The sequence below is a fragment of the Neorhizobium sp. JUb45 genome, assembly GCF_004343585.1.
GTDB lineage: Bacteria > Pseudomonadota > Alphaproteobacteria > Rhizobiales > Rhizobiaceae > Neorhizobium.
Window position 1 is genome coordinate 181,485 of sequence record NZ_SLYW01000006.1, and the last position, 25,045, is coordinate 206,529.

The 25,045-nt window shown below is 59.8% G+C and carries 25 protein-coding genes; 11 read left to right on the forward strand and 14 right to left on the reverse strand.

Annotated elements, in window-relative coordinates:
- The 8 genes from EDF70_RS22055 (at nucleotide 1) to vapC (ending at nucleotide 6,449) form a co-directional block, all read left to right on the forward strand.
- A complete protein-coding gene (locus EDF70_RS22055) occupies nucleotides 1-1,500 on the forward strand; it encodes a chlorohydrolase family protein (protein ID WP_132278063.1) in 1,500 nt (499 codons plus the stop codon).
- Entirely contained in the window at nucleotides 1,497-2,498 is a 1,002-nt protein-coding gene (locus tag EDF70_RS22060) for an ABC transporter ATP-binding protein (RefSeq protein WP_245519286.1), read from the forward strand. The genes EDF70_RS22055 and EDF70_RS22060 overlap by 4 nt, the downstream gene beginning before the upstream one ends.
- Nucleotides 2,495-3,475 (forward strand): oligopeptide/dipeptide ABC transporter ATP-binding protein, encoded by a 981-nt coding sequence (locus tag EDF70_RS22065; RefSeq protein WP_132277954.1) that lies wholly within the window; start codon nucleotides 2,495-2,497, stop codon nucleotides 3,473-3,475. The genes EDF70_RS22060 and EDF70_RS22065 overlap by 4 nt, the downstream gene beginning before the upstream one ends.
- A gap of 39 nt (nucleotides 3,476-3,514) precedes the next feature.
- Nucleotides 3,515-4,717: an amidohydrolase family protein gene (locus tag EDF70_RS22070; RefSeq protein WP_132277956.1), complete on the forward strand. Its 1,203-nt coding sequence runs from the start codon at nucleotides 3,515-3,517 to the stop codon at nucleotides 4,715-4,717.
- Nucleotides 4,718-5,000: 283 nt separating this feature from the next.
- Nucleotides 5,001-5,255, forward strand: coding sequence for a plasmid stabilization protein (locus tag EDF70_RS22075; RefSeq protein WP_132277958.1), 255 nt, complete (start codon nucleotides 5,001-5,003; stop codon nucleotides 5,253-5,255).
- On the forward strand, nucleotides 5,252-5,671 hold the full coding sequence (locus tag EDF70_RS22080; RefSeq protein WP_132277960.1) for a type II toxin-antitoxin system VapC family toxin: 420 nt from the start codon (nucleotides 5,252-5,254) through the stop codon (nucleotides 5,669-5,671). Before EDF70_RS22075 ends, EDF70_RS22080 begins: the two co-directional genes overlap by 4 nt.
- Before the next feature lie 146 nt (nucleotides 5,672-5,817).
- Entirely contained in the window at nucleotides 5,818-6,048 is a 231-nt protein-coding gene (gene vapB / locus EDF70_RS22085) for a type II toxin-antitoxin system VapB family antitoxin (RefSeq protein ID WP_132277962.1), read from the forward strand.
- Nucleotides 6,048-6,449 (forward strand): tRNA(fMet)-specific endonuclease VapC, encoded by a 402-nt coding sequence (gene vapC / locus EDF70_RS22090; protein WP_132277964.1) that lies wholly within the window; start codon nucleotides 6,048-6,050, stop codon nucleotides 6,447-6,449. The genes vapB and vapC overlap by 1 nt, the downstream gene beginning before the upstream one ends.
- Before the next feature lie 100 nt (nucleotides 6,450-6,549).
- Here vapC and EDF70_RS22095 read toward each other — a convergent pair whose 3' ends face one another.
- The 8 genes from EDF70_RS22095 to EDF70_RS22130 all read right to left on the reverse strand — a co-directional run bounded on the left by EDF70_RS22095 (nucleotide 6,550) and on the right by EDF70_RS22130 (nucleotide 15,539).
- On the reverse strand, nucleotides 6,550-7,428 hold the full coding sequence (locus tag EDF70_RS22095) for an N-formylglutamate amidohydrolase (RefSeq protein ID WP_245519287.1): 879 nt from the start codon (nucleotides 7,426-7,428) through the stop codon (nucleotides 6,550-6,552).
- Nucleotides 7,429-7,439: 11 nt separating this feature from the next.
- Entirely contained in the window at nucleotides 7,440-8,987 is a 1,548-nt protein-coding gene (locus EDF70_RS22100) for a gamma-glutamyltransferase (RefSeq protein ID WP_132277966.1), read from the reverse strand.
- 1 nt (nucleotide 8,988) lies between these two features.
- Entirely contained in the window at nucleotides 8,989-9,663 is a 675-nt protein-coding gene (locus EDF70_RS22105; protein WP_132277968.1) for an RraA family protein, read from the reverse strand.
- On the reverse strand, nucleotides 9,660-11,309 hold the full coding sequence (locus EDF70_RS22110; protein ID WP_132278069.1) for an ABC transporter ATP-binding protein: 1,650 nt from the start codon (nucleotides 11,307-11,309) through the stop codon (nucleotides 9,660-9,662). The genes EDF70_RS22105 and EDF70_RS22110 overlap by 4 nt, the downstream gene beginning before the upstream one ends.
- Nucleotides 11,309-12,136, reverse strand: a complete 828-nt coding sequence (locus tag EDF70_RS22115; RefSeq protein WP_245519288.1) for a creatininase family protein — start codon at nucleotides 12,134-12,136, stop codon at nucleotides 11,309-11,311. Before EDF70_RS22115 ends, EDF70_RS22110 begins: the two co-directional genes overlap by 1 nt.
- Nucleotides 12,136-13,614 carry an ABC transporter substrate-binding protein gene (locus tag EDF70_RS22120; RefSeq protein ID WP_245519289.1) on the reverse strand — a complete coding sequence of 493 codons (1,479 nt, stop codon included), beginning with the start codon at nucleotides 13,612-13,614 and terminating at the stop codon, nucleotides 12,136-12,138. The genes EDF70_RS22115 and EDF70_RS22120 overlap by 1 nt, the downstream gene beginning before the upstream one ends.
- 155 nt (nucleotides 13,615-13,769) lie before the next feature.
- On the reverse strand, nucleotides 13,770-14,609 hold the full coding sequence (locus EDF70_RS22125; protein ID WP_132277972.1) for an ABC transporter permease: 840 nt from the start codon (nucleotides 14,607-14,609) through the stop codon (nucleotides 13,770-13,772).
- A 9-nt stretch (nucleotides 14,610-14,618) separates the two neighbouring features.
- Nucleotides 14,619-15,539: an ABC transporter permease gene (locus EDF70_RS22130; RefSeq protein ID WP_132277974.1), complete on the reverse strand. Its 921-nt coding sequence runs from the start codon at nucleotides 15,537-15,539 to the stop codon at nucleotides 14,619-14,621.
- Between the two features lie 126 nt (nucleotides 15,540-15,665).
- Between EDF70_RS22130 and EDF70_RS22135 the strand changes: the two genes are divergently transcribed.
- Nucleotides 15,666-16,559 (forward strand): LysR substrate-binding domain-containing protein, encoded by an 894-nt coding sequence (locus EDF70_RS22135; RefSeq protein WP_132277976.1) that lies wholly within the window; start codon nucleotides 15,666-15,668, stop codon nucleotides 16,557-16,559.
- An 83-nt stretch (nucleotides 16,560-16,642) separates the two neighbouring features.
- On the opposite strand, the gene EDF70_RS22140 is transcribed toward EDF70_RS22135, so the two are convergent.
- The 6 genes from EDF70_RS22140 to EDF70_RS22165 all read right to left on the reverse strand — a co-directional run bounded on the left by EDF70_RS22140 (nucleotide 16,643) and on the right by EDF70_RS22165 (nucleotide 22,658).
- Nucleotides 16,643-17,398: an SDR family NAD(P)-dependent oxidoreductase gene (locus EDF70_RS22140; RefSeq protein WP_132277978.1), complete on the reverse strand. Its 756-nt coding sequence runs from the start codon at nucleotides 17,396-17,398 to the stop codon at nucleotides 16,643-16,645.
- Nucleotides 17,391-18,275 (reverse strand): polysaccharide deacetylase, encoded by an 885-nt coding sequence (locus EDF70_RS22145; protein ID WP_132277980.1) that lies wholly within the window; start codon nucleotides 18,273-18,275, stop codon nucleotides 17,391-17,393. The genes EDF70_RS22140 and EDF70_RS22145 overlap by 8 nt, the downstream gene beginning before the upstream one ends.
- An 18-nt stretch (nucleotides 18,276-18,293) precedes the next feature.
- Nucleotides 18,294-20,021: an ABC transporter ATP-binding protein gene (locus EDF70_RS22150; protein ID WP_132277982.1), complete on the reverse strand. Its 1,728-nt coding sequence runs from the start codon at nucleotides 20,019-20,021 to the stop codon at nucleotides 18,294-18,296.
- The gene (locus EDF70_RS22155; protein WP_132277984.1) at nucleotides 20,018-20,893 is read right to left on the reverse strand and encodes an ABC transporter permease; all 876 of its coding nucleotides are present in this window, start codon (nucleotides 20,891-20,893) and stop codon (nucleotides 20,018-20,020) included. The genes EDF70_RS22150 and EDF70_RS22155 overlap by 4 nt, the downstream gene beginning before the upstream one ends.
- A complete protein-coding gene (locus EDF70_RS22160; protein ID WP_132277987.1) occupies nucleotides 20,893-21,864 on the reverse strand; it encodes an ABC transporter permease in 972 nt (323 codons plus the stop codon). The genes EDF70_RS22155 and EDF70_RS22160 overlap by 1 nt, the downstream gene beginning before the upstream one ends.
- Before the next feature lie 92 nt (nucleotides 21,865-21,956).
- Nucleotides 21,957-22,658, reverse strand: a complete 702-nt coding sequence (locus EDF70_RS22165; protein WP_132277989.1) for a creatininase family protein — start codon at nucleotides 22,656-22,658, stop codon at nucleotides 21,957-21,959.
- Nucleotides 22,659-22,901: 243 nt separating this feature from the next.
- Between EDF70_RS22165 and EDF70_RS22170 the strand changes: the two genes are divergently transcribed.
- Both EDF70_RS22170 and EDF70_RS22175 read left to right on the forward strand, forming a co-directional pair.
- Nucleotides 22,902-23,429 carry a MarR family transcriptional regulator gene (locus tag EDF70_RS22170; protein WP_245519290.1) on the forward strand — a complete coding sequence of 176 codons (528 nt, stop codon included), beginning with the start codon at nucleotides 22,902-22,904 and terminating at the stop codon, nucleotides 23,427-23,429.
- Nucleotides 23,426-25,018 carry an ABC transporter substrate-binding protein gene (locus EDF70_RS22175; RefSeq protein WP_132277991.1) on the forward strand — a complete coding sequence of 531 codons (1,593 nt, stop codon included), beginning with the start codon at nucleotides 23,426-23,428 and terminating at the stop codon, nucleotides 25,016-25,018. Before EDF70_RS22170 ends, EDF70_RS22175 begins: the two co-directional genes overlap by 4 nt.
- The last annotated feature ends 27 nt before the right edge of the window (nucleotides 25,019-25,045 follow it).

Sequence of the window (25,045 nt, forward strand, 5' to 3'; positions counted from 1 at the left end):
ATGGACGAGAACTGGTCCGCCCTGCCGCTCGGCAAACGGCCACCCGGTCGCTGGGCGCTCGCGTCACGTTTCATCGTGGCCGATCTGCCGGAGGGACGGCGGCTGATCGAACATGGCGAGGTGGTGATCGAAGACGACCGCGTCATCTGGATCGGTCACCGGTTCGAGGGTGAACTTGCGGCGCGGTACCAGATGGGCGAGGCGCTGGTCGGCCCCGGTTTTGTCGATCTCGACGCCCTGTCCGATCTGGATACGACCGTGCTTGGCATGGACAATCAGCCGGGCTGGAAAAAGGGGCGGGTCTGGCCGGCCGACTACGCGGCGCAAGCCCGCGAAATGTACACGCCGGAAGAACTGGCTTTCCAGAAACGCTATGCTTTCGCGCAACTGCTGCTGAATGGCATTACCTCGGCGCTTCCGATCGCTTCGCTGTTTTATCGCGCCTGGGGCGAAACGGTCGCCGAATTCGAAGCCGCGGCCGTGGCAGCCGAAGACCTCGGCCTGCGCGCCTGGCTCGGCCCTGCCTATCGCTCGGGTGGCGTGATCCTCGATGCAGGCGGCACCATGCAGCCGGTTTTCGACGAGGCGCGCGGGCTGGCGGAACTCGAGGCAGCAGCGGCTTTCACCGGACGTATTCACGGCACTGCCGGCGGCCTGATTTCTGGCATGCTCGCGCCGGATCGTGTGGAGACCTGCACCGAAACCTTGCTGCGCCGGACATTTGCCCATGCGGATGCAATGGATCTGCCGGTGCGCCTGCACATGGCACAAGGCGAGATGGAATTGCAGACGGTGCGCCGCCTGCATGGTATGACCGCGCCGGAATGGCTGGATCGTCTCGGCCTGCTTTCCTCGCGGCTGATTGCGCCGCATGCAACGGTCGCCACCGACGATGATCTTGCCCGTTATGCCGCAAACGGCGTGACCGTTGCGCATTGTCCGCTGGTTTCGGCGCGGCATGGATCTGCACTCAGATCCTTTTCTCGACTGAAGGCGATGGGTATCCGCATCGGCATGGGGACCGATACCGCGCCGCCGGACATGGTGCTCAACATGGCCATCGGCCTGATGGCCAACCGTATTGCCGAAGGTCGCGGTGATGCGGCATCGGCGGCGGAATTTTACGATGCCGCGACGATCGCCGGCGCCGATGCCCTGAAACGGCCGGATCTCGGACGACTTGCCATCGGTTCGAAGGCGGATATCGCCGTGTTCGACATGGCCGACCGGATGATCGCGCCGCGCATCGATCCCGTCCAGACGCTGGTTTACGGCGCAACCGGCCGTGTCACGCGCGCCACCATCGTCGATGGCCGTATTTCGATGCGCGACGGCGAGGTGGCGGGCATCGATCTCAAGGCAGCGCGCGCACGCGCGCAAGCGCAGTTCGACGGCCTGGTGGCGAAATATCCCGAACGCACGCATGACCATCCACCGGTCGAGACGATCTTTCCTTCCAGTTATCCGGCCCATCCTACCAAAAACGAGGTTTTGCCATGAGCATTGCCAGCATGCCTCCCGCCTCCGATCAGCTTGCGCTTGAGGTCAAGGGACTGTCGGTGGAGTTTCCCACGCGAAAGGGTGTTCTCACCGCGCTTTCGGATGTGTCGCTGACGATCCGTCGTGGCGAAATTCTCGGCGTGGTCGGTGAATCGGGTGCCGGCAAATCGATGACGGGCATGGCGGTTCTCGGCCTGTTGGAACCGCCCGGCCGGGTGGGTGGCGGCGAAATCCGCATCGGCGGCAAACGCACCGACAATCTGGGTGAAACCGAGATGGCCTCGATCCGAGGTCGTATGGTTGGCGCCATTTTCCAGGATCCGCTGACCTCGCTCAATCCGCTGTTTTCCATCGGCCAACAGCTCACCGAAACGATCCGGCTGCATGCGGGTGGAAGCAAGGTCGAGGCACGGGCGCAGGCCGTCGCGTTGCTGAAACAGGTCGGAATTCCAGGTGCCGACGAGCGGATAGACCATTATCCGCATCAGTTTTCCGGTGGCATGCGTCAGCGTGTCGTTATCGCGCTCGCCCTTGCCGGCAATCCGCAACTGATCATCGCCGACGAACCGACGACGGCGCTGGACGTCTCGATCCAGGCGCAGATCACCGCACTGTTGCGCCGCCTTTGCCGCGAAAACGGCACGGGCGTCATGCTGGTCACGCATGACATGGGTGTGATTGCCGAAACTGCAGACCGCGTCGCCGTCATGTATGCCGGCCGCGTCATCGAGATCGGCCCCGTTGAAGACGTGCTGAGCCGGCCAAAACATCCCTATACGCGCGGCCTGATGGGATCGATACCGGCGCTTGGCGCGCGTGTCGAACGGCTTGCCCAGATCGATGGCGCGATGCCGCGCCTGAACGCCATCCCGACCGGCTGCGCCTTCAATCCCCGCTGTATCGAGGCAGGCAGCCGATGCCGTGAGGTTCGCCCGATCATGGTTGCGCAAGGAAAGGGCAGCGTTGCGTGCCTGGTTCATGATGGAGGTGTGCAATGAGAAGCGCCAGAAACGTCCTGGAAGTCGATCAGCTCTCCCGCGTCTTCGATGTCTCGGCACCCTGGCTGAGCCGGGTGATCGACCGCAAGCCGAAACGTTATCTGCATGCCGTACAAGACATCACCTTCGTGGTCGAAAAGGGCAAATGCCTGGCGCTGGTCGGTGAATCCGGTTGCGGCAAGTCCACCGTGGCGCGGCTTGTCACCGGGCTTTACGCACCGAGCGAAGGCGCCATCCTGTTTGCGCCGGCCGACAAGGGAAGGGGCCGCGGCAAGCCGATGGAAGCGCAGATGATCTTTCAGGATCCATATGCCAGTCTCAATCCGCGCTGGCGGGTCGGCGACATTATCGCTGAACCGATCCGTGAATTCGGCCTGCGCAGCGGAACCGAAGCGATCGAGGCGCGTGTTGCCGAACTGCTGCGCACCGTCGGCCTGTCGCCGGATGATGCCAGCCGTTATCCGCATGCATTTTCCGGCGGCCAGCGACAGCGCATCTCGATTGCGCGCGCACTGGCCAGCGAGCCGGAGTTCCTCGTCTGCGACGAACCCACCTCGGCGCTCGACGTCTCAGTGCAGGCGCAGATCCTCAACCTCATGCGCAGGCTGCAGGACGAGCTTGGGCTGACCTACCTTTTCATCAGCCACAACCTTGCCGTCGTGCGGCATATGGCAGATCGCATCGCGGTCATGTATCTCGGCCGGATCGTCGAGGAAGCCGATACCGAATCGCTGTTTGCCGATCCGCAACATCCCTATACGCGACTGCTGCTTCAGACGATCCCGGATGTTGCCGCTCCCAACCGCGACCGTGAACTGATGGGCGGCGAACCTCCCAGCCCGCTCGATCCGCCGGCGGGCTGCGCCTTTCATCCGCGCTGTCCTGTAGCCACCGGACTGTGCCGGCAAACCGCTCCGCAGGTTCTGGCTCGCAAGGGCGGCGGCACCGTTGCCTGCTATCACCCTGCCGCCATCTGAACCGGACTGACAGAAAAGACTTTGAGGACATTCCCGATCATGACGTCGACTATTTTCACGAATGCCAAACTTGCTGACGGGCTTTTGCGCGACATCCATGTCGAGAACGGCCGGATAACTGCCATCGTGCCCGTTTCGTCGGTGCCCGCATCCGGCTCCGTCATCGATATCGCCGGCGACCTTGTCGTTCCCGGTTTCGTTGAAGGACATATCCATCTGGATACGAGTTTCTACGGCGGAAAATGGGTGCCGCATCGTCCCTGCACCGATGGTTTCGACGTGCATGAGCGGGTCGCCTTTCAGGCCTACAACATGGCCAAAGCCGAGCCGATGATGGAGCGCGCCGTCAAACAGCTCGAACTATGCGTCTCGCACGGTACCCTGCAGATGCGCAGCCACGTGATGGTGGATGGTTCGGTCGGCCTGAAATCTCTGGAAAGGATCCTCGCCGTGAGGGAGAAATACAAGGATATCATCGATATCCAGCTTGTCGCGTTTCCCCAGAGCGGCATCCTGAAAAGCCCCGGCACAGCCGAACTGCTGGACGAAGCGATCGGTCTCGGCGCCGACCTGATCGGCGGGCTGGATCCGGCCAGTTTCGACCGTGACGTCAGCGCCCATCTCGACGTCGTCTTCGATATCGCCGAAAGATGCGGCGTCGACGTCGATATCCATCTTCACGAAGGCGGCAGCATGGGGGCATTCACCATCGAGGAAATCTGCGCGCGCACGCACGCGCTTGGCATGCAGAGGCATGTGTCTATCAGCCATGCCTATGGTCTCGGCGATCTGGCCCCGGATGCGGCGCGCAGAATTGCAGCAAAAATCGCCGGCAACGGCATCTCGATCATGACCAATGCGCCAGGTCATCATAGTTTTCCGCCTGTCGCGCTGCTGCGCGACGAAGGCGTCAATGTCTTCAGCGGCAGCGATAACATTCGCGATTCCTGGTGGCCCTATGGCGATGGCGATATGCTGCGCCGGGCTGAAATCATCGGTTATCGCTCGGGATTCTTCACCGATACAGAACTTCAAATGGCATTCGACATCGTCACGGCCGCGGGGGCAAAGGCACTCAGACTTGAGGGCTATGGCATCGAGGTCGGTGCGAAAGCGGATTTCGTGGCGATTGCCGCCGAGCATATTGCCGAGGCCGTGGTCGGGTTTCCCGGGAACCGCAAGGTTTTCAAGGGAGGCAGGCTGGTTGCCGAGAACGGCAAAACAAAAACGCCTCTCGCCTGAAAAGGATCGCAACGCCTCGGGAACGTCGGCCATCTTGCTAAGCTCTGAGATAGATGAAATTTGCGAAAACACGGGTGTGATGCGCGCCCGGAAGCCATAGATCGTTGACGCAATTTAGATTGAAAAATAATCGGTTTCGTTGACCGTTCTCAACGGGGCGAAGGTTCAGATGTCATCAAGACCATAAAAGGAGGTCCCCGTTCCTCCCCGCAGCACGACTTGAAGAGTGATGTCATTTTGCTTATATTGATATCGCGGCGCGACGATAGATAGGATAATGTCCATGGCAGCGGTCACCATTCGAAACATCTCTGATGAAACGCATCGAGCGTTACGCGCAAGAGCAGCTCACCACGGCCGTAGCACCGAAGCCGAAATTCGTCACATCCTTGAAGCTGCGGTTCGTCCATCTGGACGCGTGAAACTCGGATCACTGCTCGCGGCCATCGGACGTGATGCCGAATTATCAAACAGTGACGTTGAAGCTCTACACCGGCAGCGCGACAGGACCCCGGTAGAACCGATGACTTTCGAATGATCTTGCTCGACACTAATGTAATGTCTGAGCCTTGGAAGCCGGCTCCTGACACTGCCGTGCTGACTTGGCTGGATGCACAGGCAATCGAGACGCTGTTCATTTCCGCGATTTCTATTGCAGAACTTCGTTTCGGGATTGCCTCAATGCCTGTGGGGAAGCGCCAGACCATTCTTCATGATCGCCTTGAAAGTGAAGTTCTTCCGCTCTTTGATGGGCGTATTCTGCCCTTTAATGTCGTTACCTCGCAGTTTTACGCAGCGTTGATGGCCGACGGCCGAAAAGCCGGAAAGGCGATCGCGCAGGCTGATGGATACATCGCTGCTACGGCAGCAGAAAACCATCTCGCGGTCGCAACGCGAGATGCAAACCCGTTCAAGGCCGCCGGATTGAGAGTTATTAATCCTTGGGTCGCCTGAAGCGGCTTGAATTGTGGGGCTCCGGTTCGAATCCCTTCAAGAGCTTAATTCAAGCCACTTGGATAGCTGCGTATATCCCGTTGACATATCCTTCGCTACGCATTAATTTTGGGATATCCCATCTGTAGATGCCAGAGGATTATGTCATGGAGCAAGGTGCGGTATTCCAGAGTAATCGTAGCCAGGCCATCCGGCTACCAAAGGCAGTCGCTCTTCCGGATGATGTGAAGCGTGTCGATATCGTCGTCGTCGGGCGTACTCGAATTATAGCCCCTGTAGGCGAGGTCTGGGATAGCTGGTTTGAAGGTGTCGGCGCAACCTCCGACTTCATGAGCGAACGTGATCAGCCTGCGTTGCAGGAGCGTGAGGCATTTTAATGTTGAAATACATGTTGGACACCAACATCTGCATTTTCACCATCAAGAACAAACCACAGCAGGTGCGCGATGCGTTCAATCGCCACAACGGGCAGCTTTGTATGAGCTCAGTAAGCCTGATGGAGCTGATATGTGGTGCAGAGAAGTCAGCTAGCCCAGAACGCAACTTAGCCGTCGTTGAGGGGTTCGCAGCTCGCCTGGAAGTGTTGTCTTATGACGAGATAGCCGCCACGCATACCGGCCAGTTGCGTGCTGAAGTTGCACGAAACGGAACGCCCATTGGTCCATACGATCAACTCATAGCTGGGCACGCCCGCTCGCGCGGATTGATCGTCGTGACAAACAACCGCCGTGAGTTTGATCGCGTGGCCGGTTTACGCGTCGAAGACTGGTCCGTCTAATTCACTCCGATGTTCCTGGCTGGTCGCTTAAATCTGGCGGGAATACACAGGAAACTACGAGGTCGCCGGTTCTGATCCCTTCAAGAGCTTAAAAACAGGGCTATCGCTGGCCGTCCTGCGAAACATATTCGGACATGACCTGACCAAGCCGTTCCAGATCCTGTTTGACGACAGTGAAATTTTTAGTTTTGTCCCGCGTTGCTTCATCCATGTAGAGTTTTCTGTTGAGCTCAATCTGGATGGAGTGACGCGCTTTGCCCGGCAAGGAATACGCGGACACGAGTTCCGCCCCTCGAAATGGAATGTTGAGCGAAACCGTGTAACCGAACCCGCGTAAAGTCTCGATAACTAGGTTTACGAAGTCCGGCTCGCATGCCTGCCCGTCATAGTCTCCTATAACGATATCCTTGCGGACTGTACCAGTCGGGTCCGGTGAAAGGGCATGGCCAACCGCCGGCATCGAGTGGCAGTTGATGTGATATACCTTACCGTGGGCTGCATGGGTCTGGTCAAGCAAACTGACGAGCGTGTCATGATAGGGGCGCCAATAGGTGTCGATCCGGTCTGCCATCTCGGAAACGGTCAATTTGCGCGCATACATCGGAGTGTCACCCCAGGCGTAACGCCACACAAGACCCATGCCGCGGCGTGCCGATGCGCTGTCGCGGACGGGATGCGGCCAATGACCTTCGATCATCTCCAGGTCGATATCCATCACCGAACGGTTGAGATCGAGGAAGCTGCGGGGAAAATGGGCGATGAGAAAGGGAGCGCCGATCGAAGGCGCAAAGTCGAACAGTTCGTCCACATGGGTATCCGATGCCACGCGCACGAGTTCATCGGAAACGGCCCGTTCGAAGGGTGGAATGACAAGCCCGCTATGCGGACTATCGAATACCATAGGAATGGACGGCACTGTCGGCGGCATGGCGCGTAAAATACCGTTCATGTCGATGGGCAGGAACACCGGATCAGGCACGTCGATCTCCTTCACGCCGTCGCGGCATAGGCTGCGGGATAGGTGATGTCGGGCATGCCGACAAAAGCCTGCCCTCGGCGTGCGACCATGCCGGGCGCAGCAAAGGGGCGAGGATAGACCACGCCTGCGGCCGGCCGTATTTCGGCGATTGCAGCAAGAGCCTCGATCTGATCCGGCTGCATATCGACATTCACGACGATATGCGGGTGCGGGCCGGTGGTCATGCGGGGGGTATTCATTGCCTCTTCTATATCGAGGCCGGCATGCAGGATCATACCGGTCAATTGGGCAAGAGACGGAACGATCTGGTTGCCGCCGGCTGCGCCATAGGCAGCGAATGGCCCATTTCCATCCGTTACGACGACTGGGCACATATTGCTCGGCGCATAGGCATTCGGCGTCAGCGAATTGGCGCGACCGGGTGTCGGATCGAACCAAGACATGCCGTTGTTGAGCAATATCCCCGTTGCAGGTGACAGAGCGCAGGCACCGAAACGATTGAGGAGCGTGAAGGTGATCGCCACCATCCGCCCTTCGGAATCGACGGCGTTGACCTGTGTCGTGCTGGATTTCGCATTGGTTTCGGAAGGATTGAGCCGCCTCCTGTGCGCGCTGAAACTTTCCCAGAGCGCTTGCGCCATGGCGGTGAAGAAGCCGGCATCCACCGGGCCGCTGCCACGCGCTTGGTCGAAATGCTGCAGGGCGTCGAGCAACCGTTGCCCGCCGCTTGTGCCTCCGGCAACGTGCACGGTTTTTCCCTGCAATGCCAGCGTTCGCGAAGGGTAGGAGAGCGGGCGGTAATCCGCCAAATCATCGAGGGTGATCGGGCTGCCGCCGGCCTGAAGGTCGGCAACCAGATTTTCGCCGATCGCTCCACCATAAAGGCTGTCAGGTCCTTCTTCTGCCAGTTGTGAAAGCGTTTTTGCCAGACGATCGAGCGGTAGTGTTGCGCCCGGTTCGGGGGCGCGCCCGCCGGGCAGAAAAACGGATGTGCATCCCGGATCGCGGGCAAGCTCACCTTCGGCAATAGCGATTGCCAGCGTGGTATGCCAGTCGACGGCGATGCCCTTGCGGGCCTGATCGATGGCTGGCTGGAGGGCTCGATCGAAGCCGATCGTTCCGAAGCGCTGCAGGGCTTCTGCAAAACCGCGCACGCAACCGGGCACGACCGCTGCCGTAAAACCGCGAACATTGCGATTGTTGACAGACGCCGGATGGCCAATGAAGGTTTTTATGGATGGATCAGGTCGATAGAAATCCGCATCGAAGGATGACGGCACACGGCCGGTGAATTCGATGACTTCAACGGCGCCATCCGGTTGCGCAACAAGCATGTAGCCCGATGCGGCTAGGCTGGTCATCCACGGCTCGACAGTTTGCAATGTGAACGCTGCCGTTACCGCCGCATCAACAGCGTTGCCGCCGGCGGACAGGATCGCGGCGCCGGCCTCCGCTGCGACATAATGCTGTGAGGTGACCACACCGCGACCGCTTACCCCGGCGGCTTTGCGGGAAGATCCGCGCTCCACGCGAAGATGGTCATATTGCGGGTTTACCATCTCACGCCTCCAGAGCCGCATTGACAAGGCGGCTTGCGCCGGAAAGATCACCAAGCTTTTCTCCGGCTGCGATCTTGCCCTTGTTGCGGCCGGCACGCGCCTGGCGGGCGGTCGCTTCTTCCAGAACCTCGGCAGCCTCATCGATGGGTATGACGAGAATGCCGCTGGCATCGGCGATCACGATGTCGCCTGGCATGACCGGAACGTTGCCGCAGGAAATCGGCAGGTTCATCGCACCGCCAAGATCGTTGAGCCGGGTGGTTATGCCGGAAACGCCGCGGCTCCAGAGCGGCATGTCGAGTTCGGCAATTTCCTCCACATCGGTGCAAGGACCATCGATCACGACACCGATCGCGCCCGCCGTTTTGATTGCAAAGGCGACCCCGCCGCCGATGCAGGCATGCCGGTCATCGCCGAGTCTGTCGACGAACAGGAAATCCCCTGGTCGCAAGGAGCCGATAGCGTGGTGCAGAAGTGTCGAGTCCGTGCCGGGAATGGCGACGGTTACAGCGGTGCCGACGATTGTTTCGGTCGGTTCGACCACCGGTGCGATCGAATGATGCACAAAACCACGGTGGCGGAAATGGCCGATGGTCGCAACCTCGACCTTGGTGAAACCTTCGACCAGGGCGGTGTCGACCTGCTTGGGCACAGGGCCGATATGGTATTTTTTCATGGTGCGTCCTCGCGAATATCGTCCAGGGCCGTTGCGGCCTCGGCATGGTGCCGCCAGCTTTTGCCCGGCACCGCTGCCAGCAGTTCCTTGGTGTAGTTTTCCTTCGGCGCACCGAAGAGAGTGGCCGGGTCGCCGCGCTCCACGATCCTGCCGCCTTTCATGACGGCGATGTTGTCGCAGATCTGGCTGGCGACACGCAGGTCGTGGGTGATGAAGAGAATGCCGAAACCGAGTCTGGCCTGCATGTCGGCCAGCAGTTTCAGCACCTGCGCCTGAACGGAAACATCGAGCGCGGACACGCTCTCGTCGGCGATCAGCAATTCAGGCTCAACGGCAAGCGCTCTTGCGATGCAGATGCGCTGTCGCTGGCCGCCCGAGAATTCGTGGGGGAAGCGGTCGCCGGCCGAACGGTCAAGGCCGCAAGCCTCCAGAAGGTCGAGTGCGCGCGCCGTGGAGGCCTTCTTGCCGAGGCCGTGGATCATCGGGCCCTCGGCAATCGCATCGCCGATCTTCTGGCGCGGGTCGAGCGCGGTATATGGGTCCTGGAAGACGATCTGCACCTTGCGTCGGGCTTCACGCAATGCCTTGCCCGACAGACTGGAAAAGTCGCCGCCTGAAATGGTGATGTCGCCGCTTTCGGGCTGAACCAGACGGATGACGCATTGCGCCAGTGTCGATTTGCCGGAGCCGGATTCTCCAACAAGCCCGAGTGTTTCGCCGCGTCGGATCGTGAGGTCGATATTGTCGACTGCCTTCACCGTGCGTGTGCCACCGAAGCCGCCGGCACGCGTGAAGGTCTTGACGATATTGCGCGCCAGAAGAACCGGATTGCCGAGACCCTTACGTTCCTGTCTTCTCGCAAGGGTGGGAACGGCCGCCAGCAGACTGCGTGTATAATCCTCCCTGGGGTGATTGAGGATCTCGTCACGCGGGCCGATTTCGATAAGCTTGCCCATTTTCATGACAGCGACGCGGTCGGCGATCTCCGCCACCACGCCGAAATCGTGGGTGATGAAGATGATGCCGGTGTCGTGCTTTGCCCGCAGGTCCAGCATCAGCTTGAGGATCTGCGCCTGTGTGGTGACATCCAGCGCCGTCGTCGGCTCGTCGGCGATCAGCACCGACGGGTCAAGCGCCAACGCTGTTGCGATCATGACACGCTGGCACTGGCCGCCCGAAAGCTGATGCGGATAGGAGTGGTAGATCTGTTCGGGGTCGGGGAGGTTGACCTCACCAAACAGTTCGATGACCTTGCGGCGAATGTCTGATCGAGGCAGGTCGGTATGAATGCGAAACGTCTCGGCAACCTGCTCGCCTACCCGAAAAATCGGGTTGAGCGCTGCCATGGGTTCCTGGAAGATCATGGCTATCCGCCGCCCGGTAATGCTTCGTCGGGTCGCGTCATCAATCGTCAGTAGGTCTTGTCCCTCGAACATCACCCGCCCTTGGGGCTTGCCGAGATTGCTCGGCAAAAGCCCCATCGTGGCGAGTGCCGTCAGTGATTTGCCCGAGCCGGACTCCCCGACAATGCAGAGGATCTCACCCTTGGCGACACTGAGTGACAGTCCCTCGACAGCAAATGTCCTGTCGGCGCCAGTGGGCAGTTGCACATCGAGATTTTCGATCGATAATCGTTCGTTGCTCATCATGTGTCCTTGTCCGCCGGAAAAAGGGTGGGCGCCCGCATGTCGCACCTGCGCATATGCTCGACGAAGCGGCTGCAGAACCCGACGAGATGATCGACCATGCGCTTTCCGTTCTCGGCACTGGCGAGAAGCGGATCTCCGCCCAGCATGCCATCGGCGTTCACCTCGTGGCAGTTCAAAGGAACGTTGACCCCCATTCCTTCGAAGCGGATGTTGTTGACGCCGCCGGTCGGCAGGCCGAACGCTTCCGAACGGGCCGAGGGACGCGCTAGGTCCATCCGCATCAAGTCGGGGAAGAGATGCAGGTAGATCGAGGTCAGCGGTTCGCCGCCATGGCCGCGCGCGGTCGCCACCTGATCGCCGTGCAGTTCCTTCCACAACGGGTCTGGGATGGATTGCCAGAGGTTTATCAGCGGAACGGTGACACCACGCTCGGCCCGGATACGTCGCAGTGTCTGGTCGAAAAGGGGCGTATTGCTGGTATGCCCGTTGAGCACGAGGATGTGCTCAATGCCGTGTTCCAGAAAGGCGACGACGAAATCTTCCACAACCGCGGCAAATGTCGACGGTCGCAACTGGATGCCGCCGGGAATGGTGCGAAAGAAATCGCCCCAGCCAAATGGGATGGTGGGCGCGACAATGGCGCCGGAAGCTTTGGCCACTTTCGCAGCGACGACTTCCGTCAGCATGTAGTCGCCCATCGGGGCGTGTGGACCCTGTTCTTCCTGGCTGCCGAAAGGCAGAAGAATAACGGGTTTTTCAGGCAGACGCTCGCGGAACTCCGCGAACGTCATGTCCTTCAATGCGTGTTTTTGATGTGTTGGCATCAGACGAACTTGAAGTAATCGCCGTAGAAGCGCATCTCGCCATTCGGCTTGTATTTGAAATCGATGCCGGCGCGATGGGCGCAGTTGTAGACGCTCTTCCAGAGATAGAAGCCAGGTGTGATCCGCTGCCATTCCTCCGAGAGGGCGAGATAGGCCTTCTTGCGTTCCTCGAAATCAAGCGTCGCATCGAACTTCTTGCCAAGTTCGACGAATTCCGGCGATGGATCCCACGTCTTCCAGGTGGCTGTCGAGCGCGAGGCGGTTGGGCCCCAGTCCAGCCACAGCGGCTGATAGGGATCGCCGGGAATGAAGTCGGAGCTCATGGACATGTTCATGAGGTGGTACGGACGCCGGTAGACGAGTTCGAAATTGTCGAGCACGACGGCATCGACATTGATCCCGACTTCGCGCCACTGCTCGACCATGATCTCGGCGGCTGCTTCGTAATTGGGGTAGAACTGCCGGGTAATGTGCCAGCGCAGCCGTTCACCCTTGTATTTGGTTTCCGCAACCAGCGCCTTGGCCGCTTCCGGATCATAGGGCAGCTTGACCGGCAGGTTCGGATCGTAGAACTGCCCATATTCCTTAAAGTTGAACGGAACTGCGGGATGTTCCGTTGCGCCGTTGAACAAGGCCTGGACAATGGTGTTCATATCCAGAGCCTGCACCATGGCGTAACGCAGGTTGGGGTCGACCAGCGGATTGTCCTCGGGGTCAGGCCGTGTGTTGAAGGCCAGGGCCGGGTAGTTGTCGGCGAGAACCCGCTTCAGGGTAACATCCTGATAGCCTTCGAGACTGGCTTCCTGATCTGTCGGTATGTTGACGATGAAGTCGAATTCCTTGGAAACGAGGCCGGCCATCCGGGCTGCGAATTCTGGCACGATCTTCCACGAGATCTGCTTGACCGGCGGCGGGCCACCCCAGTAGTCGTCAAACGCTTCCAGCACCATGATCTCACCGGAGCGGAAGATCGTGACCTTGTAGGGGCCGGTGCCGATCGGCTTTTGCCCGAAAGCGTCAACGCCGACTTCCATGTAGTATTTTTTGGGCACGACGAAGCCGATATAGCCGGTAAGCTTTCGCGGCAGGCTCGGATCGGGCCGCTCGGTCTCGACTTCGAACGTATATTTTCCGGTCGCTTCAACGCGCTTGAAGCCGGCAGTGAAAGTCTTGCCGCGCGGTTCGAATGGTTTCGGTCCCCATAAGCGCTCTGGCGACAGGGTGAAGACGGCATCTTCGGATGTCATTTCCGTGCCGTCATGGAATTTCACGCCTTCGCGCAGAGTGAATGTCCAGACATTGCCGTTCTGCTCCCATTTGGTGGCGAGCTTGGGCGCGAAGATGAGGCCGTTTTCATCGTTGATGTAATCGCGGTCGACGAGATTGTCATAGAAGTTCGGGAAGATGCGGCGCGATGTGGTCGAGATGCCGTTGATCGTGGCCATGTTGGCCCAGAGATTGTCGACGGCGATCGTCAAGGAAGGGCGATCTTGCGCCGAGGCTGTTTTCGGCAGGCTTCCAACCATGGAAAGGGCGCCGGCCCCCAATATCAGATTTCCAACTTCACGCCTTGTAAACATCGTCCCAAACCTTCCCTACGTTGATTTTCAAGCGGAATTTAAGTTGTCCGTATTCAAGTGGCCCTTTCACGCAGCATCGGGTCGAGACGATCGCGCAGCCAGTCGCCGACAATGCTCATCGACAGCGTGACGAGAAAGATGACGGCGCCCGGCCAGACGGAGATCCACCATGCGGTCGACAGATAATCGCGGCCGTCGCCGAGGATCTGGCCAAGGCTTGTCTGCGGCGCCTGAATACCAAGCCCGAGGAAGCTGAGTGATGTCTCCAGCAAAATGATTTGCGGAAAGGTCAGCGTGACCTGAACGATCAGGGCGCTGGCGATGTTGGGCAGAATGTGCCGGATATAGAGGCGCCCATTGCCGGCGCCGAGCGCGACAATGGCTTTCGCATAAGGCTGGTTGACCGCCGACAGGACGACACCGCGTGACAGGCGCGCATATTTCTCCCAGCCGAATAGGCCCATCAGCAAAACGAAAAGCGTCATGCTGTTGCCGAAGAAGGCGAGCAGGGTGAGGGTGATGAGGATAAACGGCAGCGATGCCTGAAAATCCACCAGCATCATCAGCGCTTCATCCACCCAGCCACGGAAATGTGCAGCCATGAAGCCGACAAGCGACCCAAGTACGGCCCCGATGATCGTTCCGGCAATGGCCACAGACAGTGACATCTGCAGCCCGGCAATGAGGCGGGCAACCATATCGCGGCCGATACGGTCCGTACCCAGGGGAAAATTCGGATTGCTGCCGGTCATGAATGCCGGCGGCTTCAGACGTGCGAGCAGATTCTGTTGCGAGGCGCCATGGGGGGTGAACATGTTGCCGACGATCGCGACGAAGAAGGCAAAAAACAGAACGGCCAATGCAAAGAGGAGAATTGGGGAGGTACGTTTCATCGTTCTTCCTCAGTTCTTCACACGGATACGCGGATCAAGCAGACCGTACATCAAGTCGACAAGCAGGTTCGCCAGAACCATCGTGATTGCCATCACCAGAACCAGGCCCTGAACAACCGCCAGATCGCGTGACGATACTGCAGTCACCAGAAGCCGGCCTATGCCCGGCCAGGCAAACACGGTTTCGACAACGATGGCGCCGCCGATCAACTCACCCAGATTAAGGCCGATAATCGTCACCAGTGGAATGCTGGCATTGGGGAGGGCATGCAGGATGATACGCTTCCAATATCCGACCCCTTTTGCTGCCGCAGCACGGATATAGAGCTTGTCGAGCACCTCCAGCATGGCCGATCGCGTGAACCGGGCAAGCGTGCCTGCCGTGAACGTGGCAAGGGTAAGGGCCGGCATGACCAGATGCCAGATCGTGCCCGTTCCAGAACTCGGCAACCATTGTAGCGACAGCGAAAACAGCAGGATCAACAGAATGCCGAGAAAGAAGTTCGGCAAGGCAAAACCGAAGACGGCCGTCGCCATGATCAGGTTGTCGAATGTGGATCCGCGCTTGATCGCCGCGATGATACCGGCTGGAACGCCGATCAGAATTGCGCCAATATAGGCAAACACCCCCAGCATCAGCGTCCAGGGTATGCGTTCGGCGATAATGTCGAACACCTCCCGGCCGTCGCGATATGAAATGCCGAACTGGCCGGTTGCCATCTGCATGATGTAACGGAAATACTGGATCCATAGGGGATCGTCGAGGCGCCAGAGAGCGCGGAACTGTTCGACTTCTTCGGTCGTCGCGTCAGCGCCGACAAGGGCGATAACGGGATCGCCGGATGTCCTGAGCACAACGAATGTGAATGTTACGACGAACCAGAGGGTAAGCACGGTTCGAAGAATCCTGAGCAACCAGAAACGCGTCATGCACGCTCCGTTCTTGGGGCATTAACGCCCTGCTGTTCCACCATTAATGTCGTTTTTTTTAAAACTAATCACGGGAATAAGTTATTATCTATTACAAAATGACGTTGGCATTGATATGTTTTCGATATGAAATATGGCATTGAGCTGCGGCACCTCCATTACTTCGTCTGCGTGGCGGAGGAGCTTCACTTCAGCCGTGCGGCTGACAGGCTCGGCATGGCCCAGGCGCCTCTCAGCCAGCAAATTCGCCTGCTGGAAGAACGGCTTGGCACCAAGCTCTTCCGCAGGACAACCCGCCGTGTCGAGCTGACCCCGGCCGGTGAAATTTTCCTTCGTCATTCGCAGGAGATGTTAGGCGGGCTGGACCGTGCCGTAACGCACACACGTTCTATTTCCGGAGAGAAAAGCGGAACAATTTCCGTCAGCGGGGTACATCTGGCACTGTCACATGTGCTGCCGCCGATCATTCGAGATTTCAGGAAGAGCTATCCGGCGGTCACGGTGGATGTGCAGGTTCTCGGCACGGCCCAGCAATTGCAGCTGCTGCAAGCCAACAAGATCCAAATAGCCTTCATCCGCTCGACCAATCCGGCCGGTTTTTTCAAGACAGAGCGTGTTCTACAGGAAGGCTTTGTTGCCGTCGTCCCGATAGATCATCCGCTGGCGAAAAAAGAGAGCCTTCTGATAAAGGACTTCGCCGGTGAACCGATCATAACCTACGCGCCGACAGTCGGGGCGAGCTATTATCATGCGATCATGGATGCGCTTCGTCGTGGTGGCATTCATCCCGTCATCGTGCAGGAAGTCTCGCACACACTGGCAATCAGCACCTTGGTCGCTGCTGGCGTCGGCATCGCTATCGCCCCCTCCTGGCTCGCCTATAATCCAAGCCCATATCTTGTTTACAAGCCGCTTCCCGAAATACCGCAGGAGGTCGAGCTTCTTGTGGCATGGCACGCGGAAGAACAATCGCGGGTCGTGCTGGATTTTCTGGATTTGGCGCGTGGTTCGAGGCAATGACAAATCCGGTCCGTGCGACACGAAGCAAGGTCACGGTTTTTTGTGAGGCGTAGGTCTGGCCCCGCTCGGATGCGCCGGCTCGGCTACCTTACCCATTGCATGCCGTCGATTTGAATGTCCTGGCCGGTCATGAAGTTCGGTTCGGATGTTGCGAGGAACGTCACGACGCTTGCGACGTCCTGTGGCGTGCCCACTCTCTTCAGCGAAATGCCGGCGGCAAGCTGTTCCTCGCGGGCATTGATCATCGCGTTTGACAGCTCGGTCTTGATGACGCCCGGGCAAACCGCATTGACGACGATCTCCGGCGCCAGTTCCTTGGCCAGAGCCTTGGTCATGCCCAGGATGCCGGCCTTGGCTGCGGTGTAGGAGAATCGGCTGACGGCGCTGGTGACGCCGCCGGTGTGGGCGTTCATCGACGACATGTTGATGATCCGGCCGCCGCCATTGCGGCGCATTACCGGCACGACCGGCTGGATATAGTTGAAGGCGCTCTTGAGGTTGATGTCGATGGTCGTGTCGAATTCCTCCTCCGAGATTTCCTCTATCCCCTTGGGCATCGGGCGGCCGGCATTGTTGAATAGCACGTCTATCCGCCCCCATTGCGCATCGATGTCGGCAACGATCTCGGCCGCACGTCCGTGCTCGCGCACATCGGTAATGAAGGTCAGCGCCGCACGGCCCAGCGCACGTAGTTCGCCGGCCGTGCGGGCAAGATCGTCCTCGATCAGGTCGACAAGGGCGATATCAAAACGGTGCTTTGCCAGATCCAGCGAGCAGGCGCGGCCGATGCCACGCCCGCCGCCGGTCACAAGTGCCACTTTGCGCGTCAGGTCACACATCGGCATTGTCCTTGGCAAAACGGGCGATATCGGCATGGGTGCCGAACCAGACATCGTCGTGGCTCTTAATGTGCTGGATCAGTTCCTCGAGGATGAAGATGCGGGAGCGGTAACCGGACACATGCGGGTGCATGGTCAGCAGAAACAGGCCGCCTTCCTTGTAGGCGCGGTCGAATTCGCGCTTGAAAATGTCGAGCACGGCAGGCGGCGCCGTATACGGGCGCAGATCGGTAAACCGGTTCATGTTGAAATAGACCGCATCGTCACGGATCCATTCGACGGGCAGCTCGACCATTCCCGTCGGTTCACCGTTTTCGACAAGCTCATAAGGGTCGTCATCGGCCATCAGCGAGCTGTCGTAGACCAGCCCGAGTTCGCGTTCGATCTCCAGTGTCACGGCTGAAAAATCCCAGGACGGCGTGCGCATGCCGACGGCGCGTACACCGGTGATCTTTTCGAGCGTATCGGCGGCGCGCAGATGCAGTTCGCGCTCCTTCTCCGGCGGAACCCTGGTGTTCACCTCATGGATCCAGCCATGCAGGCCGATCTCGTGGCCTTCGGCGATGACACGTTTCTGTTCGTCCGGATGGAGAAGGGCGGCCACCGCCGGCACGAAGAAGGTGGCCGGAACGTCGGCGGCCTTCAGGGTTTCAAGGATACGCGGCACACCCACGCGGGTGCCGTATTGGCCCCACGACAGGCGCCCGATGGATTCACCGCCGTCGCGCAACTCATTGGTCTCATGGTCGGCATCGAAGGAGAGTGCGACGGCGCAACGGGCACCGTTCTTCCAGGTCTTCGGTTTCAGCGAACGCCCCGCCCGCACCTTTTCGACCTTGCCGCGCCAGGTGGCCTCGTCCCATTCCCACGGTTCCATGTCTCGTTCTCCGTTATGTTATTCAGCGGCCTGCGGCAGCACCGGCACGGCCGCCAGCAGCCGTTTCGTGTAGGCATGTTGCGGATCGGCATAGATGGCGCCGGCCTCGCCTTCCTCGACAAGCCGGCCCTGATACATGATGGCCACGCGGTCGCAGAGGCGGCGGACCACGGACAGATCGTGGCTGATGAAGATCAGCGACAGGTCGAGTTCCGCCCTCAAGCGGATCAGGAGATTGATGATTTGCGCCTGGATCGACACGTCGAGCGAGGCAACCGGCTCGTCGCAGACGATCACGTCCGGCTGCATGGCAAGCGCCCGGGCAATCGCGATACGCTGTCGCTGACCACCGGAAAACTGGTGTGGAAACCGGTTGGCGAATGTCGGGTCCAGCCCCACCGCCGCCAGCCACTGTTTTACGTATTCCGGGGCTTCGGCACGGCTGACCAGCCGGTGGGCCAGCGGTCCTTCGGCGATGATATCGCCGATCCGCATGCGGCCGTTCAGTGAGGCGAACGGGTCCTGAAAGATCGTCTGGATGCGTGTGGTGATCTTTTTCGGGCTGCGGCCAGCACTCATAACCGGCTGGCCGTTGAGGCGGATCGTGCCCGCTGTCGGCACGGTGATGCCGGCCGCGATGCGTCCCAGAGTCGATTTTCCGGAGCCGGATTCGCCGACAAGGCCCAGCACTTCACCGCGCTTGAGGCTGATGCTGACGCCGTCGACGGCCTGCACCACCGTCACCGGCTGCGACAGGCCGGACTTGATTGCCAGCCCATGCAGGAGGCCCACCGGCTTCTCGAACCGTTTCACGGCATGGTCGATCACGAGATAGGGGCCGCCGAGCGGCGGCAGATTGGCGGTCGCCGATTTTCGTGGTGGCGGTGCGGCATCCGTGATGCCGCTGCCGCGCAAAAGCAGTTCGCCGGGCTTGGCGCGCGACGGCAGGGCGTCCAGCAAGGCCTTTGTGTAGTCGTGCTGCGGTTTCGTCAGTACACCGAGCGCCGGGCCGATCTCGACGATATTGCCGGATTTCATCACCGCGACGCGGTCAGCGATCGAGGAGACGATGGCAAGGTCGTGGCTGATCCAGATCAGCGCCGTGCCGAGTTCGGAGACCAGTTCCTTCATCTCGGCCAGAATTTCCGCCTGGATCGACACGTCAAGCGCCGTTGTCGGTTCGTCGCAGATAATCAGCTTTGGCCGGTGCAGAAGCGCGATGGCGATTGCCACACGCTGCCGCATGCCGCCGGAAAACTGGTGCGGAAAGAAATCCACCTTGGTTTCCGGATCGCTGATCCGCACCTGCGCCAAAGCCTTGATCGCCCGCTGGCGGGCGTCTGTCGCGCTGATGTTTTCATGGGCTTCCAGCGCCAGCTTGATCTGCGTGCCGATGCTGAGCACCGGGTTGAGCGTCATCATCGGATCCTGAAAAACCATGGAAATGGTTTTGCCGCGGATGGCGCGTAGCCCATGAGAAGGCAGGCCGACCAGTTCGCGCCCCTCGAGCCTGATCGAACCCTCGACGATGCGGCCCGGTTCATCGATCAGGCCGATGATCGAAAAACCGGTGATCGACTTGCCCGAACCGGATTCGCCGACAAGGCCCAGCACTTCGCCGGGGGCGATCGAAAACGACACGCCATCGACGGCCTTCAGTTCGCCGCGTCCGCTCGGGAACCACGTTTTCAGGTTGGTGACTTCGAGAAGCGGTGTCGCGACCATGTTGCTTGTCGTTTCGGTCATCGGCGGAGCCTCGGATTGAGCTGGTCGCGTATCTGGTCACCGACAAGATTGAGCGAGACGATGAAGAGGATCAGCGCCAGGCCTGGATAGATCGAGATCCAGTAACGGCCCGACAGCAGGTACTGAAAACCGTTGGCGATCAGCATGCCGAGCGACGGTTCGGTCGGCGGCAGTCCGACGCCGAGGAAGGAAAGCGTCGCCTCCAGCGAAATCGCGCTCGCTACCTGCACCGTCGCCACGACGATCAGCGGCGGCATCGAATTGGGCAGGATGTGCCGCAATACCACCCGCCAGGAGGAGAGCGGAATGGAGAGCGCCGCCTCGACATAATCCTTCTGCCGTTCGGCGGCGGCAGCGCCGTGGGCGGTGCGGGCAAAATAGGCGTATTGCGCAAAGATCAGCGCGAGGATCAGCTGGTAACGGCCCTGGCCGAGAATGGCGGCGATCACGAAGGCAAGCAGGATAGCCGGAAACGACAGCTGCAGGTCGACGATGCGCATGGTCAGGCTTTCGAACCGACCACCGATATAGGCAGCTGCACAGCCGACCACAGCGCCGATCACGAAAGCGATGCCGCTGGCGATGATGCCCATCTGAAGGGAGATGCGCAGGCCGTAGATGATCGCCGAGAGCAGGTCGCGCCCCTGCGAATCCGTGCCGAGCCAGTGGGTATAACCGCCGGTGCCGACATAACCCGGCGGACGGCGTGCATCGCGCAGCACCAGATGCGCCAGGTCATACGGATCCTGCGGTGTCACCAGCGGTGCGATCAGGGCAATCAGCACGATGACGAAGACGAACAATGCAGCGCCGACGGCGACCTTGTTGCGGCGGAATTCCTCGAGGAAACGGGAGAGTGGAGTATCGCGCATCAGGCGCGCCCCTTTCTCAAACGCGGGTCGAGCAACGCATAGGCGAGATCCACCACGAGATTGATGACGATGAACAACAGGGCGACGAACATCAGGTAGGCGACCATGACGGGCCTATCCAGCGAGGTGATGCTGTCGATGATCAGCTTGCCGAGGCCCGGCCAGGAAAAGATCGTCTCGGTGACGACGGCAAAGGCGAGCGTCGAGCCGAGTTCCAGTCCGAAGACGGTGACCAGCGGAATGGAGATCAGCCGCAGCACGTGCCGGCTCAGCACCGTGAATTCCGACAGGCCCGCAGCGCGGGCAAATTTCACCGTATCGCTCAGCATCAGTTCACGGGTGCCGGCGCGCGCCAGCCGGATCATCAGCGAGAACTTGAACAGCGCAAGATTGAGCGCCGGCAGGATCATATGGGACAGTCCGTCGCCGGTCAGAAAGCTGAAATCGACGCCGAACAGGCTGACGGTCTCGCCGCGTCCGCCGGCCGGCATGCAACCACATTGCACGGCAAACACCATGATCAGCATCAGCCCGAACCAGAAGGTCGGCACCGAAAAACCGAGGATCGACAGCGCCATGATGGCGCGCGAGACCGGGCTGTGCGGCTTGTAGCCGGCATACATGCCGATCGGGATGCCGACGAGGCTGGCAAACAGCACGGCCGCCAGCGTCAGTTCCAGTGTCGCCGGCAGGCGCGACAGGATGAGTTCGCTGACCGGCATGTTGTAAACGAAGGAGCGTCCGAAATCGCCGTGCAGGATACGGCCGACAAAGGTGAAATATTGTTGCCAGAGCGGCTGGTCGAGCCCGTATTGGGCAATCACCGCGGCGCGGATATCCTGTGTCGCGTCGGGTGAGATCAGTACGTCGATCGGGTTGCCGACGGCATAGACGCCACAAAACACCAGCGCCGACATCGCGATCACCACGACCAGCGCCTGCCATAGTCGTTGCAGGATGAAACCCAGCATGCGTTCCCTTACCCCTGCTTTGCGCAGGTTGTTCTGGTGCCTTTGTTCCGTTCACCGCCCGCCGATGGGGCGTGTGCGGTGATCGGTGCGGTTCAGTGCCAGTCGTCTTCCAGAAGCGCCCGTGTTTCGGCCACCGCCACGTCCCAGATCGCCAGCATGTCCTCGTCCGGTCGCAGGTAGAGGCCGTGATAATTGCCGTCGCCCAGCAGTTCGCGTTTCTGTGCCGCGCCGACACGTGCCAGCGCCGCGAAATCGATCCTTGGCTTGGAGGCCGCCGGCTGACGCGGATCGGTGGTGCGCGTCCAGGGAAAGTTTTCCATCCACGAAGCGTGGGAGGCGGCCGGATCGATCTCCATCACCTTGGCCAGCGTTTTGGGAGCCCGCCACCAATCGTGGAATTTGACCGATGCGTCCGGGTGGTCGTTCAGCCATTCCGAAATCACCACCGTCGCCGGCATATTGCCGCCATGCCCGTTGACCACGAGGATACGGCGGAAGCCGGAGCGGTAGATGCTGTCGAGCAGATCGCGGATGACACCGATATAGGTGGAAAGCGATAGTGTCAGCGTGCCGGGATAGGCAGCGAAGGACGAGGCGAGGCCGTAAGACACGACGGGGAAAACAGGAATGCCGAGCGGTTGCGCGGCATCGGCAGACACCTTTTCGGCAAGGATCATGTCGGTCGCGAGGCTCAGATAGGCATGTTGTTCGACGCTGCCGACGGGCAAAATGCAGCGATCATCCTGCGCCACCCGCTCTTCCACCTGCATCCAGTTCATGTCGGCGATCTTCAATTCGCTCTCCTCATTCTCAGTCTTCGTCGCATTGCGCAAAGATTGTTCTGTTTCCCGTCTCTGCGCACAATATTTGTGCTTTTTGACCGTTTGCGTTGCATGCAGCAAAGTTCCATACGGGACTAAAAAAAGAAATTGACAGCCAATTAATGGCGCGTCAAGTTCCATACGGGACTAAATATCAAGGCGATATAGGGCGAAATTGAAGTGCGGCAGACACGTGGACCGATATTGGAGACACTCTTGCGGGAGGGCGGAAAAGCCGCCGCCGGCAAACATGGCGTCGAGGATCTGGTTGCCGTCAAGCTTTGGCAAAACCCGTGCTGGCTGTCTTTCCGCTTCAATTTTCTGGCGCTGCAGTTCAACGAGCCGATCTATCGGCTGATCGAGAAAGAGCACGGAATTCCGCGTCCGGAATTCGTGGTGCTTTATTCGCTCGGACTGTCGGACGGGCTGACGGCGAGTGCCATCTGCAGTTCCTCGGGTTTCCCGAAAAACACGATCAGTCGGGCGATCCAGAAGCTGATCGACAAGAACATCATCCGCCGCGAGGTCGACCAGGCGGACCTGAGAAGTTTTGTCCTCTACATCACCGATGAGGGCAGACGCATCGTCGATCAGGCCATGCAGCCGATGGTGGAACGCGAGAAGGCCATGGTCTCGTCGCTGACGCCGGCCGAACAGCTGATGCTGTCGGAACTGCTGGCCAAGGTCGTCGTGGATTCCCCCAACTGGCCGCCCATGACAAACATAGAGGAGAACGAAGAATGACGATTTCAAGGACATTCCGCATCGCCGTGCTTGCGACCCTGCTGCTCGGTGGCGTATCGACGGCGGCACTTGCCGCCGACCTCACCATCGGGGTGCGTGCCGGCCCGCTGTCGATCGATCCCGATTTCACCGCCGCCGGCACCCATGCCGAGGCGATGAAACATATCTACGATTCGCTGGTGAAGTCCGGCAACAATCTCGAACTCGAGCCCGGTCTCGCCACCAGCTGGACGGCGGTCGATGATACGACGTGGGAATTCAAGCTGCGCCCCGGCGTCAAATTCCATGACGGCTCCGATTTCACCGCCGAGGACGTGAAATTCTCTATCGAGCGCATTCCGAAAGTCGCCGGCCCCAACCCCACCACCATCTATGTCCGCCGCGTCAAGGGTATCGAGATCGTCGATCCGCTGACCATCCGCATCCAGACCGACGGCCCGGCGCCGAACCTGCCGAATGATTTTATCCGCCTGTTCGTCGTCTCGCACACCGCCGCCAAGGATTATTCCGACAGTGCGGAGAAAGCGTCTGAAGGTTTTAACTCCGGCAAGGCGGCGATCGGCACCGGCCCCTATAAATTCGTCTCGTGGACGCCGAAGGAACAGCTCGTTCTTGAGCGCTTCGACGGCTACTGGGGCGGCAAGGAGCCGTGGGACAAGGTGATCCGCAAGGAAATCCCCAACGATGCTGCCCGCGTCGCCCAGCTGAAAGCCGGCCAGGTCGATCTGATCGCCCGCATCCCCGCGTCAGACGTGCCGACGCTGGAGACGGATGCGAAGCTCACCATCGTGCGCCAGGACAGCGTCTACCTGTTCAACATGGCTTTCGATTTCCGCGAGAAGTCGCCGCAGGTCAGCGCCAAGGACGGCTCGCCACTGCCCAAAAACCCCTTCATCGATCCGCGGGTGCGCGAAGCCTTCGATCTCGCCATCGATCGCGAAACGATCACCGAGATCGCCATGGAAGGCATGGGCACTGTCCAGTCGCAGCTCGTGACGCCGAACATCTTTGGGTACAATCCGGATGTGAAATCGACGATATCGGATGTCGAGAAGGCCAAAAAACTCTTGGCAGAAGCCGGTTATCCCAACGGTTTCAAGGTCACCTTCTCCTTTACCAACGACCGACTGCCGGGCGACAAGGATACCGGCACGACGATCGCCCAGATGCTGACCGCAATCGGCATTCAGGTGGAAGCCAATGCCCAGCCCGGCGCCGTCTATTTCCCGGCCAATACACGCGGCGATTATTCGCTGACCATGTCCGGCTGGGGCACGCTGACGGGTGAATCCAACTACACCCTCTCGTCACTGGTGCACAGCAACGATCCGGCCAAGAAGCTCGGCGCCTTCAACATCCGTGGTTATTCCAACCCGGAAATGGACAAGCTGATCGAGGCCGCCGGTGTCGAGATGGATGCGGGCAAACGCGAACAGTATCTGAAAGATGCCAATGCGCTGGTCGCATCCGATCGTCCCAACCTGTCGATCGCCTCGATCGTTTCGGCATGGGGCATGAAGAAGGCGATCACAATCGTGCCGCGCTCGGATGAAGACACGCTCGCCATGAACATCCGGCCTTCGAAATAAGCCTCCACGCCAACCGGAGGTAACCTG